This is a genomic window from Pedobacter suwonensis, assembly GCF_044762335.1.
In the GTDB taxonomy this organism is placed as follows: domain Bacteria; phylum Bacteroidota; class Bacteroidia; order Sphingobacteriales; family Sphingobacteriaceae; genus Pedobacter.
Genome location: NZ_JBIWEB010000013.1, coordinates 149,173 through 164,747 on the forward strand (window position 1 = coordinate 149,173; position 15,575 = coordinate 164,747).

Sequence of the window (15,575 nt, forward strand, 5' to 3'; positions counted from 1 at the left end):
TATTTTTAGAATTAAAAAGTAACCGACAGTCCGGTATTGAATGATTTAATGCCTGGATAAGCGCTTAGCGTTTCTGGGTCTAATCCGTAGTCTTTTTCCAGCCTGCTCCAGGTTAATGGATTGACAGCATTTACATAAAAGCGAAGGTTAGAAAGCGAAAGCTTTTTAACAAAAGCCGGACTAAAAGTATATCCTAATTCTACGTTACGCAGGCGAAGGAAATCCCTGCTTTTCACCCAAAAGTCACTCGAGCGGTAATTATTATTGTTCGCAGCGGTGGTTAAGCGTGGATAATTCGCGCTAGCCCTGGTATCAATGCCCTGGTCCGGGTAATAAGCCCATGCATTTTGTGCAACAGGAAATACATTTCCATTGCCAACGAAGGCTTGAATCTGATTAGGGGCAGCACTTAAAATGTTCACTGATGAACCGCCAATACCTTGGAATAGTGCACTTAAGTCAAAACCTTTATAGCTAAAGTTTGCACCAAAAGAATAGGTCATTTCCGGAAATAGGGATTTGCCCACTGAGGTAATGTCCTTTTCATCAATAATATTATCTCCGTTTAAATCCTGGTATTTTAAGTCTCCAGGCTGAACAAGCCCAAAGGCAGGGAGCGCGCCACCTTTTAAAGTACCATTGGCATTGAAATCTTCGAGTTGATAAAATCCCTTTGAAACAAGGCCATAATTCTGGGCTATTGATCGCCCGGTTTGCTGGTTGTATTCATATGGCTGGGGAATTTCAGCAAAATAGTCGATTTTGTTTTTATTGTAAGCCACCTGTCCCCAAATGCCATAACCAAAATCTCCTTTTTTATCTGAGAAATTGGCGGAAAGTTCAAAGCCTTTATTGGTTACTTTTCCAAGATTGGCAAAGCTATTTATAGTGCCATAAATTCCGGTAATGGTATTGTCCCGGGTAAGGATTCCACTACGCTTATCTAAAAATACATCTGCAGACAGGCTTAGTTTTTTAAAGAAATTCACTTCTGCCCCAATGTTGTATTTTAGGCTTTGTTCAGCAAAAATATCGGGATTGGCTAAAATGTTCTGATTCAGGCCTGAGTTACCCGTGATGCTGGAGTTTCCGGTGTAAAAAGTTCCACTGTTATTATAGTACTGCTGATAGAGAAAGCGTCCGCTATTCTGGGTTTCTGAATCCATGCTTCCGGTCTTTCCGGCAGATGCGCGTAATTTCAACAGCGTGATGGATTTGCTATCTTTTAAGAATGCCTCATTGGAAACTATCCAGCTGGCAGAAATCGCGGGATAAAATCCCCACCGGTTACCAGGCGCATAACCATCAGCGCCGAAATAAGAAAAACCAAGTTCAGCAACATAACGGTTATCATAGCTATAGTTAGCCCGTCCACTTATATTTTGGTAACGGTAAATATAAGCATTGGCGCCGCCATCGGTTTTAAAATCAGACTGATGGTAATTTAGTGCAGATAAAATCTGGTGTTTTCCAAAACTTCTCTCATAACCGATTGTACCCATTAGCTGTTTCCAGTCTTCCTGTCCTCCGGGAATCATGCCCGTTGCCCGGAGCGGAGTGAGTACATTTGTCGGGCCGCCGGGCTGACCATTAAAGAAGCGGGGATAATCTGCCGTTTTAGAGTAATTACTTTGCGAATAGCTATTGAAGGAATATGCCTGGCTTAAATATAAGCCTGGTGTGAGCTCATCCAGACGCTCTTTGAGTGTAAAATTTCCCTGAAGGATGCGCCTGTGGGAAGAAAACCAGCCCAGCGAATTGATAGATGCTACGGGGTTATCGGGAAAAAGCGAAGTACCAGAGTAGTTTCCGGTAGCGGCATCCCTTACCTGATAAATATTGGATGGATACCGCGAAAGGTTTTGCCAAAGGTTGGCTCCGCTATAGTTTGGCGCTTTACGGTCTTCAATCCTAGCGCCAATGTCTACCTTCGCTTCAAATATGTCAAACATTTTAAAGTCCAGGTTTGACCTAAGGTTGTAACGTTTCACCATCGAATTCGAAGTGGCATCGGTTTGCTTGACATTATATAAAGCTTGTTGCCTGGCGTAATCCAGCACAATATTGTACCTGGCATTATCATCCCCGCCGGTAAAACTCAGGTCACCATCAGTATATGGCGCATGGTTTTTTAACACCTCAGCAAACCAATCAACATTGGTTCCAGTGCCGTTTCTGTAGCCCTGCAACTGTGCAGGCGAATAAAGAGGGGACCAGACCCTGCCCCTGTCATTACTGATGGCCTGATTATACATGCTAGCATAGCCGAAAGCATCAAGGGGTTTATTGATATTGATAGCTTTCTGAATGCCGGTCCTTACCTGAAAAGAAATGGTCGGCTTACCAATTTTTCCTCTCTTTGTGGTTACATAAATCACCCCATTGGCCCCGCGCATCCCGAAGGTGGCGAGCGCTGCAGCATCTTTTAAAATAGAGATGCTTTCAATCTCTGCAGCGGAGAGGTAAGCGAGGTAATTGAGATTGGTTTCAAAGCCGTCAACAAATACTTTGTAGGTATTATAGCCACCAGCAGAGGTCGAGGATAGCGATCCCACGCCTCTGATCCCAAGCGCTGCATTATCATAACCTGGCTCACCTGAGCCAAGGTTGACACTCAGGCCATTCAATCTGCCGTATAAAGTATTGGTTAAATTCATGGTCGGCGTTTGATACAAAGCCTCACCGCTCACGGAGGAGATGGCAGCTGTCGAGTTAATTTTTTTGATATTAAGCAGTCTCCCCGGCTCTATACGCGCGGTATCCCTTGCCGCGCTATCACTTAGGCTCTTATTTTGTGCGGCAACATTCATCGCCAGGCCCAAAAGCAGACAGGCGGAAAGAACAGTGCTTTTTATATATTGGTTAGTCATATTTCCTGTAATTACTTAGTTTGTTTTCAGCGTTTAATAACCTGGGTTTTGCACCAGTATGCGTTTATTAATCTCCGAAAGTGGAATGGGTTCTAAATACATCTTTGCATTCCAGTACGGACTCAAAGTATTGTTATTGGTGTAGGATGATATATCAGAGGTTATGGCAGGATTGCTTTTGCCAGGTGCGAAAGTAAACCTGAACTCCTCATACTGCCCGCCGATCACACCGCTGGCGATATCAGAACGTTTCCAATGTTTAACATCGAAATACCTGCGGTTTTCTTTATAAAACTCGATGCTCCATTCCCGCTGTATTAACAGGCGAAGCCTTGACTGCTCGCTTTCGGTAATACTTGGAAGACCTGCTCTATTGTGCACAATATTTAAGTTTTGAAGCGCTTTGGCCGTATTGCCCAGTTCGTTATAGGCTTCAGCTAAATTCAGGTAGAATTCAGACATACGGAACAGTGGCCATTCAAACCAGGAACGGGTGCCGGCCTTGTAATAAAATTTAGTGCTTTGTGCATCGCCTTTTCCAGATCCTGAGATATTCACACCTGAATTGATGTTATCATATGACCAGACTGAGTTCCCAGGGTTATTCCATGCATCAATTCCATGCGCATAGTTGTCTGCCTTAAATCTTGGCTCCATCTGCTGCATGCGCGTATTATAGTCAGTATATGGTCTTGCCGGATCTCCTACCTTTGGCCAGTCCTGATCAGTACCATCTGCTTTATAATAAATGCGAAGAAAATTTGTGATCATCCCTGCATTATCAGTGAGGTATCTTTCGTTGTTAATGTCATTGCCCCCTCTTCCTGAAGATCCTCGGACAGGAATATAGAATTTGAACATTTTAACGTTATTGGCATTATTATCCACTTTATAGGCCAGTAATACTTCTTTATTATTGGGTGTTGAGGTTGCAGTCCCGTAGTCATCAAGTGCGTTAGGATTAGGGGTATTTGCACCGCCTCCGCTATTGATGATGTCGGTAGCATGGCTTTTTCCCCAGGCAATGACCGCTTCGTTGGCGGTCACTGCATCCGTCCACCTTTGCTGGCTTACATTACCAAAACATATCATATTGTTGTTTGCACCTAAACTTAAATAAGGTGTTGCCGAATTAAATAAGGGTCTTGCAGCATATTGCAATGCTCTGGCTTTTATCGCCAGTGCGGCGCCTTTAGTCAACCTGCCCACAGACTTATCCGGCCAGCTATCTGGAAGCCCGGCATAAGCGGCATCGCTTAGCTGAATAATGTTATCAAGGGTTGCCTGCAGGGTAGCGCGGGGAACAGCTAAATCATCTGAAGAGATAAAAGTTTTATTCACAATCGGCACACCGCCATAACGGATGAACATGCCCATATAACGGTAGGCGGTTAAGCCAGCCATTTCGGCTTTTACGTAAGCTTTTGTGGCGCCATCCATATCGGGCACTTTATCAATGTTTTCAGAAATGATATAGTTACGCCTGATGGCTACAAAGTTATTCGCAAAGTTATCGGTACTGCGTTCTGAGGTAAGTCCTGCTAAACTATAAGCAGCATAAATATCTGCCCAGCTTTCTCCAGGCATCGCTTCGCCAGAAATGCCAGACAGTGTGCCGTTTCCGATATTGGTGCCACCATTATCAAAAAGACCCTGACAAAGAGAAGTCCTGTAGGCATTGGCGAGCGCCTTGGTAGACTCAACAGAGGAGGCGAAAACCGTCTCTATAGTCGTGTTCCCTGTAGTTTCAGGTTTTTCTAAAAATTCTTTCTGGCAAGAATAAAGGCCAGTTGCGCCTATTATTGCGGAGATGAAGTAAATTATCTTTTTCATATTTTTTGATAATCAGGTTTAAAAACGAATATTGGCGCCGAAAACGAAAGCCCTGGTTAGCGGGAAAAGGTAAGAAGTTCCGCTATCGGTTTGCTCAGGGTCAATCTCATCAAAATCATTGTCCCAAGTGAAAAGGTTATTGCCATTTGCATAAATCCTAAGGGAACTGATGCGCGCTTTTTTCATGAATCCGTAAGTATTGAAAGTATAACCGAGTTCTATATTTTTTAACTTCTTGAAAGCTGTAGAGACTAACCAGAAATCAGAATTCTGATAATTATTTGCCTCACTGGCTGAACCTGCGATGGTAGCTCTTGGAAAAGTTATCTTCTCCCCATTGGCTACCTTCTCTGGTGTCCATCGACCGTCAAACTGCCATTGGAATGCGTTTCCTGCATTTTTTACAAATGGGTGATTCATGCCATTATTGATGTTAAATGAACCTTTGCTTTTGCCAATGAAAAGTACGTTTAAATCAAAGCCCTTATAATTGATGCCGGTCTTCAGGCTAAAATCATATAATGCCCGGTTGGTGTATCCTATAGGCACCCTATCTGATGCATCTATTAGACCATCACCATTAATGTCTTTATAGCGGATATCTCCAAGGGCAGCCTGATTGCCATTATAGGTTAATACAGGACGGTTGTTAAGTTCTGCCTGGGTATTATAAAAACCATCCGAAACAAAGCCTTTGTACTGACCAAAACTATAACCGGAGGTATTCATCCAAGGGTATGGGTTGAGGGCCTCGGCATTGTAAACAATTTTATTTTTTGCATAACTCAGGTAAGCGTTGATGTTATAACCAACCTGTCCCCTGGTTTCTGACCAGCCTAAGCTTACTTCATAACCTTTGTTGTTCATGATGCCCAGGTTTGCTCTGGGTACGTTCGCTGCTGCCACTCCATAACTTGCCGGGATGGTACCAGGCTGGGTGAAAATATTGGTCCTGTCATTTTTAAACCCTTCAATGATTAACGAGAGTTTATTTTTGAAAAATTTTGCCTCCAGGCCTATGTTTCTTTTGGTTTCCTCTTCCCAGGTTACCGCCGGGTTACCAAGTTTACTTTCATTTGTTCCAGTAGTTAGCGTATTTGGGGTTGACCCGTCACTATTGCCAAAATAATACCCTGGCTGATTGATCACAAAAGTACTGGGAAGATATACATAGCGGTCGCCACCAATTTTATCATACCCGCTCAGTCCATATGAGCCCCGGAATTTTAAGAAAGTTATCCAGTCATTCTTAGGAAAGAAGGATTCATTTGAAGCGACCCATCCCACTGAATATGCAGGAAAAAGGCCAAACCTTTTATCTTCAGCGAACTGTTCAGTACCATTGTACCCAACGCTGATTTCTGCCAGGTAACGCTCTTTGTAGTTATAGGCCACATTACCTACAAGTCCCATATTTCCTGACGGCGTGTTGAAGTTATCTATAGGCAGATAATATTTTTGTGCATTTGCAAGCACAAGGGCGGTAACGCTATGGTTACCAAAGGTACGTGCATAGTCAATACCTGCGTCCACGTAAAAAGTACGGTTCACACTATTATGATTGGGATTAGGATTAAACGTACCTGAAGAGGTACGCTCCCCACCAAAAAAATCAAGTATATTTGGATCAATTGGATTTCGGCGGACAGAAAACTCCGGAAGAGTTACCCGGTAAGTCGTTGCTTTTGAATAATTGTTTTCATAATTCACATTAGCTCTAAGGGATAGACCCTTAGTTAAATAGTCCATAGTATATTTGGCCCCGATGCGTCCGGTTAATCTTGAATCGTATGTGGTTTCTGTTCCGCTGGCAAGTAAATTTCTGATGGAATTCTGGTTACCCAGTAAACTTCCAATTTTACGTCCCAGTGGATTCGATGCGGTACCTGGGTTACCTGCAATACTGTTGATGAGTTTATTGTCTATAATACCTGGCGCCATCATGGCATTGGTATCATAAAGGTATTGCATAATAATTTTGTAGCGGTCAGTGAGCGAAGTTCCGCCATCGATACCAGGTCCAACGATGGTGCCGAACTGTCCGGATAGATTAACCGAGATGGCCAGGTTTTTTACAGCGTTGATGTCAAAGTTGGATAAAAAGTTGTACCGGTCGTAGGTTGATTTTGTATTTGCGCCATAGTAATCTGTATTCTGAAGGATGGAGCCTTGGGAAAAATAGCCTAATGAGGTATAATACTTTACTTTTTCAGTACCCCCCGCAATGTTTAAGTTAAACTGCTGCTGTGGACCCTTACCACCAAACTGATCTTTAAAGAGATCGCGGCTGGAATAATACAGCGCAGGACTGGCGTTTAGCGCATCCCTCTGGGCACTGGTGAGCCCTGGATAATTCGCGACTTCAGCCGGGGTATAGTCGCGGTTGTTGGCAAACTTCCATAAATCGTTGCTATCGAAAAGGTAATCATTGTAAGCAGACACGCCATAAGTGCTCTGCTCGGTGCGAATCGCCTCATTGCGCATTAAAGCGAAATCATAGGAGCTTACATTCTTCGGCAAGTTGGCTGCTGTGGTGAATCCGAAATTTGTTGATGCGCTTAAAACAGGCTTACCAAGTTTACCTCTTTTTGTGGTCACGATAATAACACCGTTTGCACCCCTTACGCCATAAACTGCAGTGGAAGATGCATCTTTGAGAATATTAATACTTTCAATTTCATTGGCATCCATTGAGTTTAACCTCGAGTAGGTCTGCTCAGGCGGTTCTGGCACTCCGTCGATAACGATAAGCGGATCTGTTGACCCAGCATAAGTGGATACTCCGCGGATGTTAATGGCTGCATTATTTCGACCAGGCTCTCCACTTTGTTGCAAACCTGAAACTCCTGGAGCATTACCGATAAGCATATTGGATATATTGGATACAGAGGTAGATACCAGTTCTTTTCCGCCAATGGTAGAGACCGAACCCGTTACGGTAATTTTTTTCTGCTGGGCTCCAAATCCTTTTACCACAACTTCATCCAAATCGCCTGTGGTTGATTTTAGTGATACATTGATTGTTGAACTGCTGGCTTCTAGTTCACGTGTTGCGTAACCCACTGCCCTAAAAATCAGAATAGCAGAAGATGAAGATACATTTAGGGAATATTGCCCTTCCCCGTTAGTCGAGGTGCCTTGCTGGGTACCTTTTATCATCACCGAAACGCCAGGCAGGGGTTGTCCACTATCGTCGTTGACTACGCCTTTTATGTTTCTTTGCTGGGCAAAGAGTTGGTAAGTAAAGGCTAGTAAAAAGATTAGGCACACCGCTGTTGTGTGTAAAAAACTTTTCATAAAGATTATTTTGGTTAGTTGATTTGCAGGGTGCAAATTGTATAAGCAATATTAGTTAAAATATTGCCTGTTAATTAATGGTATTTTAACAAAATATGGTATAATTCGTATAGATAATACGCGAAGTCAAACGCTTTCCAGCATTATTTCTTTAGTGGCATGAATCGATTTCAGCATCACTGATGGCTAGGTGTTTTATTGCAGAATATGGTAAAATATTTTTTTTTAGATGATGAGAAGTCTCAGCCTCATAGACACAATTTTAGACTGATAAACATCGTTTATACCACCTATAATTTAAATGGTAATTTGCGAAAAAAAAAGAAAGAGGACCCACTTTATTAAGGGCCCTCCAACCGCTAAACCAATTAGAAAATTCATTTCGGCTAATTCGCTAACAGCTTTTGCAAGTTAACATAAGGCTAATAGTATTTTAACCTAATTTAATGTTTTAATAACGAATTAGATATAGATTAACTAGCTTCCTAACGCTTTTCAATTAATTCCAATTGGTCATTTTTTTCAACCATTTTGCAAATTTGCTGTACTGATGCGGCGCTGTTAAATCCATCCTGTGGACTATTCATGGTGTAATCCAATAAGCTATCAATGCTGGAGGTTGCCACATGCATTCTTGTATCTGAAGATGCGTAATAAATAAATACCTTTCCGTCATTATCTGCTATCCAGCCGTTGCAAAAAACAACATTTGATACATCACCCACCCGCTCCTCGCCCTCTGGTGCAAGAAAATAACCTGCAGGCTTGTGAGTGACTTTGGTGAGATCATTTGCATCGCTCAAAAATAAATACAAAACATAACGAAGACCGGCGGCAGTATTACGCACCCCGTGGGCCATCTGCAACCAGCCCTTTTCAGTTTTTATCGGAGCGGGGCCAAGACCATTTTTAGCCTCATAAATTGTATGGTATATTCTCTTATCGATGACAGTTTCCACATCTACTGTTGCATGCTCAATATCATCTGCAAGCCCAAATGCAATACCTCCACCCTTACCTGCCTCAATGAAACTGTCCTGTGGACGGGTATAGAATGCATATTTGCCATCCACAAATTCCGGATGCAAAACTACATTTCGCTGCTGGGCGGAGTGGGTTTTGAAATCCGCTAATCTATCCCAATGAATAAGGTCCTTGGTACGAACGATCCCACATTGCGCAACAGCAGAAGACTGGTCCGCTTCAGGCGCCGAAGCATCGCGGCTTTCGGTACAAAACACACCGTAAATCCATCCATCTTCGTGCTGAACAAGGCGCATATCATATAGATTTGTTTCCCCTTCAAGGTGTGGAATGATAGCTGGTTTGTCCCAAAATCTAAAGTTATCAATACCGTTATCACTTTCTGCGATGGCAAAAAAAGATTTCCTATCGCCGCCTTCTACTCTGGCCATAAGAATGTATTTCCCTTCAAATTTGATGGCCGCGGAGTTGAATACCGCGTTGATGCCGATCCTTTCCAATAAAAGCGGGTTACTGTTCTCATCCAAATCATACTTCCATTTATAAGGCGCGTGGCCGGCGGTAAGCACTGGATTTAGGTAACGCTGAAAAATACCATTGGTGTAATCTATTGCTTCGTTTTTTTGACGGATGAGCGATTCATATTGCGCTATTATTTTTTCCAGTCTGCTGTTAAAATTCATTTTATGTTAAAGTCTAAAAATCTAATTTTCTAATTTATTCCACCAGGTGCGTTTTAATATCGCCGCAATTAGGACAATAAGAACAATGGTGATGATTAATGGCGTTTTCATCCAAAGGATAAAATACATAGGAAGGACAGTCAGGCAGAGCTGGGCTACAATGCCCAGAGCCACGTTGAACATGTCGAGCTTGAAGCGCTTGTTACCTTTAAAATCAGGGCTTTCTATTAAAACCAGTTCATGAATCGGTTTCCAAAACCCCCAAGGCCTAACGGTGCGGTAGAAGCTTTTCAGAACCTGCTCATCCGTTGGAGGAGCGCTATAGGTGCCCGCAAGGGCGCCGACGATGGAGATGATAAATAGCACGGGAAAATAGTAAAGAAATTCAATACCACTAAAGAAGTGCGAAAAGACCAAGGCACCAGCGATACCTGAAAGCATCCCCCAGAAAAAGCCGTTTGCATTGAATCTCCACCAATACCATTTTAACATATTCGCCGCGATATAACCGCCATATAGCCCTGAGACTATCCATTGCAAAATGCTGTTGACATCTTTGGCAAAAAAACCCAAAAAAACACCAACCACAACCACCACTAGTCCTGTTAAATAATTCATAGTCATGATTTGCTTAGTCGAAGCTTCAGGCCTTACATATTTTAGGTAAATGTCGTTTACGATGTAAGCTTGGGCGGCATTTAAAGTTCCTGAGAAAGTCCCCATAAAGGCCCCCATAAGACCTGTAAGTACAATACCCAACACGCCTACTGGCAAAAATGAATTGATGGCTGCTGGCAGTATGCGCTCAAAATCAGTTCCTGTTGGTGAACTTAAGTCCAGTTGTTTGTAATATAAAAGTGCTAGCACTGTGAGCCCAATAACCATAGTATATCGGACAGGAAGAAGTATTATAGAAACGAAACCTGTCATTTTCGAGGCGTCTTTGGGAGAGCTGGTTGAAAGTACTTTTTGCATGTCATAGTTTGGTGCGGGCCCGGCCAGACTTGCAAAGACACCTTTAAATAGCATCATCATAAAGAATAAGCCAAATAAACCATAACCGTCATCGGCAATCTTTTTATTGGCATCAGCCACAATATTTGACCAGTCCAGCTCAAGTTTCCATCCAAAAAAAGGATTCGCCCAACCTTTCGGAGTCTGGATGGACTGGCTTTGCAGGTGAGTAAAGGCTATATAACCAATGGCAATACAGCCTATGGTCATGATGATGTATTTGATAACATCTCCCAGTACAATACTATGCATTCCCCCGAGTATGGAATAAAAAGTTGCAAATAAGGTGAACAAAATACCATAAAAATGAGGAACATATTGTGTGCTGACATTAAAGGGTACGTAGGGCTCTACTATATTCCATGGTATGAAAATTTCGACAAATTTACCAAGACCAATGAAACCGTATGCTAAAAACCCCAAGCAACCGATTAGAGCGAAAACGACCGTAACGTTATGTGATGCCTTAACACCGCGGCCCTTTAAACCAAAACGTGTGGCCAACCATTCCGCACCAGTATCAGCATTTGATCGTCTTAACCATTTTGCAAGAAACATCATGTTGAAAACCTGATTGAAAACAGGCCATAACCACGGAATCCAGATGCTTTTGAGTCCATACACAAAGCAAAGCGATACCATCCACATGGTTCCGCTGATATCGAACATGTCTGAAGCATCACTTAAGCCGAGCATATACCATGGCAATTTTTTGCCGCCCATCAGGTAGCTTTCTTTATTTAAACGGGCTTTATTGCGGTAATACCAGCCAATGAAGACCATCATGATTAAATAAAAGACCAAGATTAAAATATCGATTAGGTGCAGCTTCATCTTAGTCGTTTATCGCTTGTTTAGTTAGGGTAATTAGGGTTGATATTGGAAATTGAAGATTAAAACAGTCCTCAATTAAAACTGGAATGTGTCTCATATAATGGTTGGTTAGTACATGGCGAATATAAGATTCGTTACTGCTTGTTTATGTATCAAAAGTAGTCTTGAAAAGAATAGTATGTTAATACTATTTTATCTAATGCTTGTATTTTAAAAGCATACTTATACTTTACGGCTACGGAAATAAGATGCATACAAGATGCAAAAACTCATATTCCTGGGATTTATTCAGGCTATGGTATTTTAACAAACTGAATAATATGTTGGTAGGGAATGTTACTCTCATCAATATTATTTTACCAAAATTATATACTTGCTGTGGCCATCTGAGACAGACGTTGTTAGTAGCTGCCCTCATTCTTTTTAATTGAGTACTTTTTCACAACTGCTGCAGTACACGCGGTTTGGTTAGTTTTGTAGATGAATCTTTCGAATATATATTATTTTGTGAATAGAAAGAATAAAGATACTGATCTCTAGTAGATTAGAATATGTTGGCTATATTATTAAATATAGCGCAAGGGCATAAAAAAGGCGAACAGCCTTGCTTCCAAGGTGAATAGCAGGCAAATCAATTTGCTTAGTATATCATCACTATTCCGCAAGACCGCTCCCTTTGAAAAAAGGAAATTCGCGTATGGAGTAGAATCCACGGTCTAGCTTTATTTGGGCAATAACGAATTTACGGGTACACCAAATTTGGATAAGCATTGTAAAAAGCATTTGTTCCTTGGATAATACCGTTGAAAGTTCCGTAACCGTCATTCTCCCGCGGGTTTTTCCAAGCGCAGACACCAGCATAACCATTAAGGTAGGAATTTTTGTAAAAGTTTTCCATGGTGATATTATTAGCTGAGCTGGATCCGGTTACGTTGCCTCCGTAAGTTTCGCCGATTAGAGCGGGTTTATTGCCATTGTCTAGCCAGTATCCGATGGACGTATTAAAAGGACCACCGGAGGTTTGCCATTGGTACCAATGCGGGGAATAAAAATCCAGTTTGGCATTGCTGTTATTATACTGGGTCTGGAGCGAAGCGTCACTGTAGTTATTACCTGCGTTGGTATCCCATCCAGGGAAACGGTTACTGTTGAAAATTATCCACATAGAACCTAGAGTAACGGGTTTTGAGGTATATTGATTTATGGCAGCTGCGCACCAGGCTACGAACCGAACAACGTTATTCCTTGATAAGTTGCCGCAATTGGCATCCCGCCACATATGTTCCGGCTCATTGCAAATGTCGTAACCCATCACATAAGGACTATTGGCGTATCGTTGCACAAATGGGATTAAGAAATATTCTGTATACCACTGGGTCTTATTAACATCATTGATAATCTGTCGATATTGATTGTATTTGGGGTGGTTGTCTTTGACCATGTCAAATGACCACAGGGTTGGCATAATGTAGATCTTTTTGCGGGTGGCGATGGCTACCAGACTGTCCATATCTTTCCAGAATTGCGGACTTGCACCTGTAGTAACACCACCGCCATTGAGGCTTGGGCTGTATTCACCTGCACCATGTATCCAGACACGGGCCAGGTTGATACGGTTATCTTTATATCGCTGGAATTCATTTATCCACCAGTTTCGGTCAAAGTTACGACCGAGGAAGTCCAGAGTGTAATCGGCCTGCTTTTGCCATGCCGTGTTAATGCCGTTGAAAAAGATTTCTTTGCCTTCGACATAAAATTTGTTGCCCCCAATGGTCACTGTTGGGTTGGTGACTAAAGCAGCGGAGGTGTTTTGCTGGTTGACCTCGGTTTTTTGATTAGTTAGAGCGGGCTCTGGGTTGATCTGCTCTTGTTTACAGGCGTTTGAGGCAATTATGGCCATGACCGCCAGGGATAATAACAGTTTTCTCATAAGATTTTTTTAGGTTAGCTCTACGATTTTGTGCTCTTTGCTATCATCGTAAAGGCGAAAATTGGTTTAACCAAACTTAAATTTGTTGTAAAGAGCTTTGTAACAATATTTTACCAAAATCGCGTATTAATATATCTTAGACAAGACATCATCAATAGAATTAAATTAAAGGAGTTATGACCCAACATCTGAACCGCTGGCATTTCAGAAGGTGATCGCATCAAGTTATAAATTTTGTATGCATTGTAGGCCCGTCCCAGCCATCTATTTCAATTGCCCCTCCTTATTCAACTTCATGTCTTATTTATTATCAAATTAAACTATCGAATGGAAATGTTATCTTTGATTAAATCGATACATTATGAGCATCATTTATTTCAAGCCCCGTGATCGCTTTGATTTTTCTCTCAGTACTTTGGATATTGGAAACCCAATAACATGGAACCAATCACACTTTTTAAAGCATCTCTTTAAAAGAATTTTCGCAATACCACCAACAAGATTTGAGGAATTCTATAGACATCATTGGGATTACTACCAAAAAAATGTTATCGATAGTACTGAAAAATTATTCTTCAAAAACCTTTTCGAGATAGTCGATAGACAATTAAAAGTACTAAATAGCAGGGATGTTTACGCCAAAAACCATCCCAAAACGCAGCGTGAAATTGCTCATCTTTCACAGCTAAAAATTCTGCTTGTATCGTTTGATAGATGGAATATTCATAAATCCTTCGATGACATAGTTGCCAATCAGGAATCTCATATTTTAACGCTTAAGCGACAAATAAATTCACTTAAGGCTGAACTTAAGAATGCAACCGAATTAGAAACTACTCAATTCATCAATATTCCTAAAGGAGGGTTTCTAAGCTTTGTAGATTTAGTTATCCAAATGGAAGAGATAAAATTACCTTCTGACAAACAACTAGTTTTTGCGGAATTCCAAATTGTGTGGGTAAAAATGATTTGCAAATATTTCCGGGAAGACAACAAAGAAATTGACTTTAACCGTGTTCGGAGATATTTCCCCAAGGACAGGCGCAATCCAGGTACCCGCTCTTCATCCATTCCGGCGGACCAACATCTTTTCGAGATTAAGAGCATTATAAGAAAATAGCGATAGCTAAAAATCTACAAATACATCCAAAAGATTGATAAGAATATCATTCGATACTTATCCAATTCCTGAATAATACATTTTATTATTAACCAATCCATTACCATACAATTTTGTATGGTAGCGAAATGCAATTTCCTTTATTTTTCTTTGTCCCAGCTCAAAAAATACAGCTACGGAAGTTTGAGTTTGCCTTTTCAATAAAGGGCCTTCTTAGTGGTATTGTGAGCTGACAAATAGTGTTATGATAAAATAAATCAAGGAAAATGAATGTAGAATTAATCACAAAGGATGATCTAAAAAATCTGAAAACCGAAATGCTCAGCGAGATTAGGCAGCTCCTGAAGCCCGGACAACCCGAAAACAAACAATGGTTAAAGAGCGCTGATGTACGTAAACTGCTGGGTATCTCGCCTGGTACATTGCAGAATCTGCGAATCAACGGAACGCTGCATTACACCAAGATTGGAGGAATGATGTATTACAAAATGGAGGATATCACAAAGCTGCTTGAGGGAAATCAATGATTAACGATGAAACCCACCTAAGGGGAGGTTTTGAGGTCATTGTTTTACGATTAGAATTGGACGGCAGATTGCTTCCAACTCATATCAGTATGCTGACAGCAATCTGTCTATGCTGGCAGAATAATCAGTATCGGGAGCCATTTTCAGTTACAAGGAGAAAACTGATGGCATTCTCGAAAGTTGCCTCAATTGCGACCTACCATAAGTGCATGCAACAGCTTATTGCTTATGGTTATATCCAATATAAGCCTTCCTATCATCCAAAGAAGGGGAGTTTGGTCTGGTGGTGTGAAACAGCCAAGGTTGAGAAATAAGCATATTGAGATATGTAGATATCGAAAAATTTGGAAGCCTACATATCTCTTTAACCAATCATGGATTTAAACTATGAGTGCATATACCAATAAATTTGACCCCCTTTCGCCAATTTCAAATTGACCCCCAGAGTTGTTGCTTGAAAAAAGCAGAAGTTGTTGTGCAAAA

General features: G+C 41.5%; 8 protein-coding genes. 2 read left to right on the top strand and 6 right to left on the bottom strand.

Annotation, left to right across the window (positions count from 1 at the left end; translation table 11 throughout):
• Positions 1-11: 11 nt before the first annotated feature.
• From ACIQXP_RS18680 to ACIQXP_RS18705, 6 genes are all read right to left on the bottom strand, one after another.
• A complete protein-coding gene (locus ACIQXP_RS18680) occupies positions 12-2,870 on the bottom strand; it encodes a SusC/RagA family TonB-linked outer membrane protein (RefSeq protein ID WP_131538306.1) in 2,859 nt (952 codons plus the stop codon).
• Between the two features lie 33 nt (positions 2,871-2,903).
• Positions 2,904-4,703 carry a RagB/SusD family nutrient uptake outer membrane protein gene (locus ACIQXP_RS18685; RefSeq protein WP_131538305.1) on the bottom strand — a complete coding sequence of 600 codons (1,800 nt, stop codon included), beginning with the start codon at positions 4,701-4,703 and terminating at the stop codon, positions 2,904-2,906.
• An 18-nt stretch (positions 4,704-4,721) separates the two neighbouring features.
• Positions 4,722-8,000 carry a SusC/RagA family TonB-linked outer membrane protein gene (locus tag ACIQXP_RS18690; protein WP_387506696.1) on the bottom strand — a complete coding sequence of 1,093 codons (3,279 nt, stop codon included), beginning with the start codon at positions 7,998-8,000 and terminating at the stop codon, positions 4,722-4,724.
• A gap of 485 nt (positions 8,001-8,485) precedes the next feature.
• On the bottom strand, positions 8,486-9,667 hold the full coding sequence (locus ACIQXP_RS18695) for a glycoside hydrolase family 130 protein (RefSeq protein WP_131538303.1): 1,182 nt from the start codon (positions 9,665-9,667) through the stop codon (positions 8,486-8,488).
• Between the two features lie 21 nt (positions 9,668-9,688).
• Positions 9,689-11,404 (bottom strand): sodium:solute symporter family protein, encoded by a 1,716-nt coding sequence (locus ACIQXP_RS18700; protein ID WP_391527793.1) that lies wholly within the window; start codon positions 11,402-11,404, stop codon positions 9,689-9,691.
• Between the two features lie 853 nt (positions 11,405-12,257).
• Positions 12,258-13,445: a glycoside hydrolase family protein gene (locus ACIQXP_RS18705; RefSeq protein WP_387506702.1), complete on the bottom strand. Its 1,188-nt coding sequence runs from the start codon at positions 13,443-13,445 to the stop codon at positions 12,258-12,260.
• Positions 13,446-13,806: 361 nt separating this feature from the next.
• Here ACIQXP_RS18705 and ACIQXP_RS18710 point away from each other — a divergent pair, with 361 nt between their 5' ends.
• A complete protein-coding gene (locus ACIQXP_RS18710; RefSeq protein ID WP_131538300.1) occupies positions 13,807-14,565 on the top strand; it encodes a hypothetical protein in 759 nt (252 codons plus the stop codon).
• A gap of 266 nt (positions 14,566-14,831) precedes the next feature.
• A complete protein-coding gene (locus ACIQXP_RS18715) occupies positions 14,832-15,092 on the top strand; it encodes a helix-turn-helix domain-containing protein (protein WP_131538299.1) in 261 nt (86 codons plus the stop codon).
• The last annotated feature ends 483 nt before the right edge of the window (positions 15,093-15,575 follow it).

What these genes read in the sequence shown, in the direction of transcription:
- ACIQXP_RS18680 (WP_131538306.1), bottom strand. Translation starts at nt 2,870, where the DNA reads ATGACTAACCAATATATAAAAAGCACTGTTCTTTCCGCCTGTCTGCTT.
- ACIQXP_RS18685 (WP_131538305.1), bottom strand. Translation starts at nt 4,703, where the DNA reads ATGAAAAAGATAATTTACTTCATCTCCGCAATAATAGGCGCAACTGGC.
- ACIQXP_RS18690 (WP_387506696.1), bottom strand. Translation starts at nt 8,000, where the DNA reads ATGAAAAGTTTTTTACACACAACAGCGGTGTGCCTAATCTTTTTACTA.
- ACIQXP_RS18695 (WP_131538303.1), bottom strand. Translation starts at nt 9,667, where the DNA reads ATGAATTTTAACAGCAGACTGGAAAAAATAATAGCGCAATATGAATCG.
- ACIQXP_RS18700 (WP_391527793.1), bottom strand. Translation starts at nt 11,404, where the DNA reads ATGGGCGGCAAAAAATTGCCATGGTATATGCTCGGCTTAAGTGATGCT.
- ACIQXP_RS18705 (WP_387506702.1), bottom strand. Translation starts at nt 13,445, where the DNA reads ATGAGAAAACTGTTATTATCCCTGGCGGTCATGGCCATAATTGCCTCA.
- ACIQXP_RS18710 (WP_131538300.1), top strand. Translation starts at nt 13,807, where the DNA reads ATGAGCATCATTTATTTCAAGCCCCGTGATCGCTTTGATTTTTCTCTC.
- ACIQXP_RS18715 (WP_131538299.1), top strand. Translation starts at nt 14,832, where the DNA reads ATGAATGTAGAATTAATCACAAAGGATGATCTAAAAAATCTGAAAACC.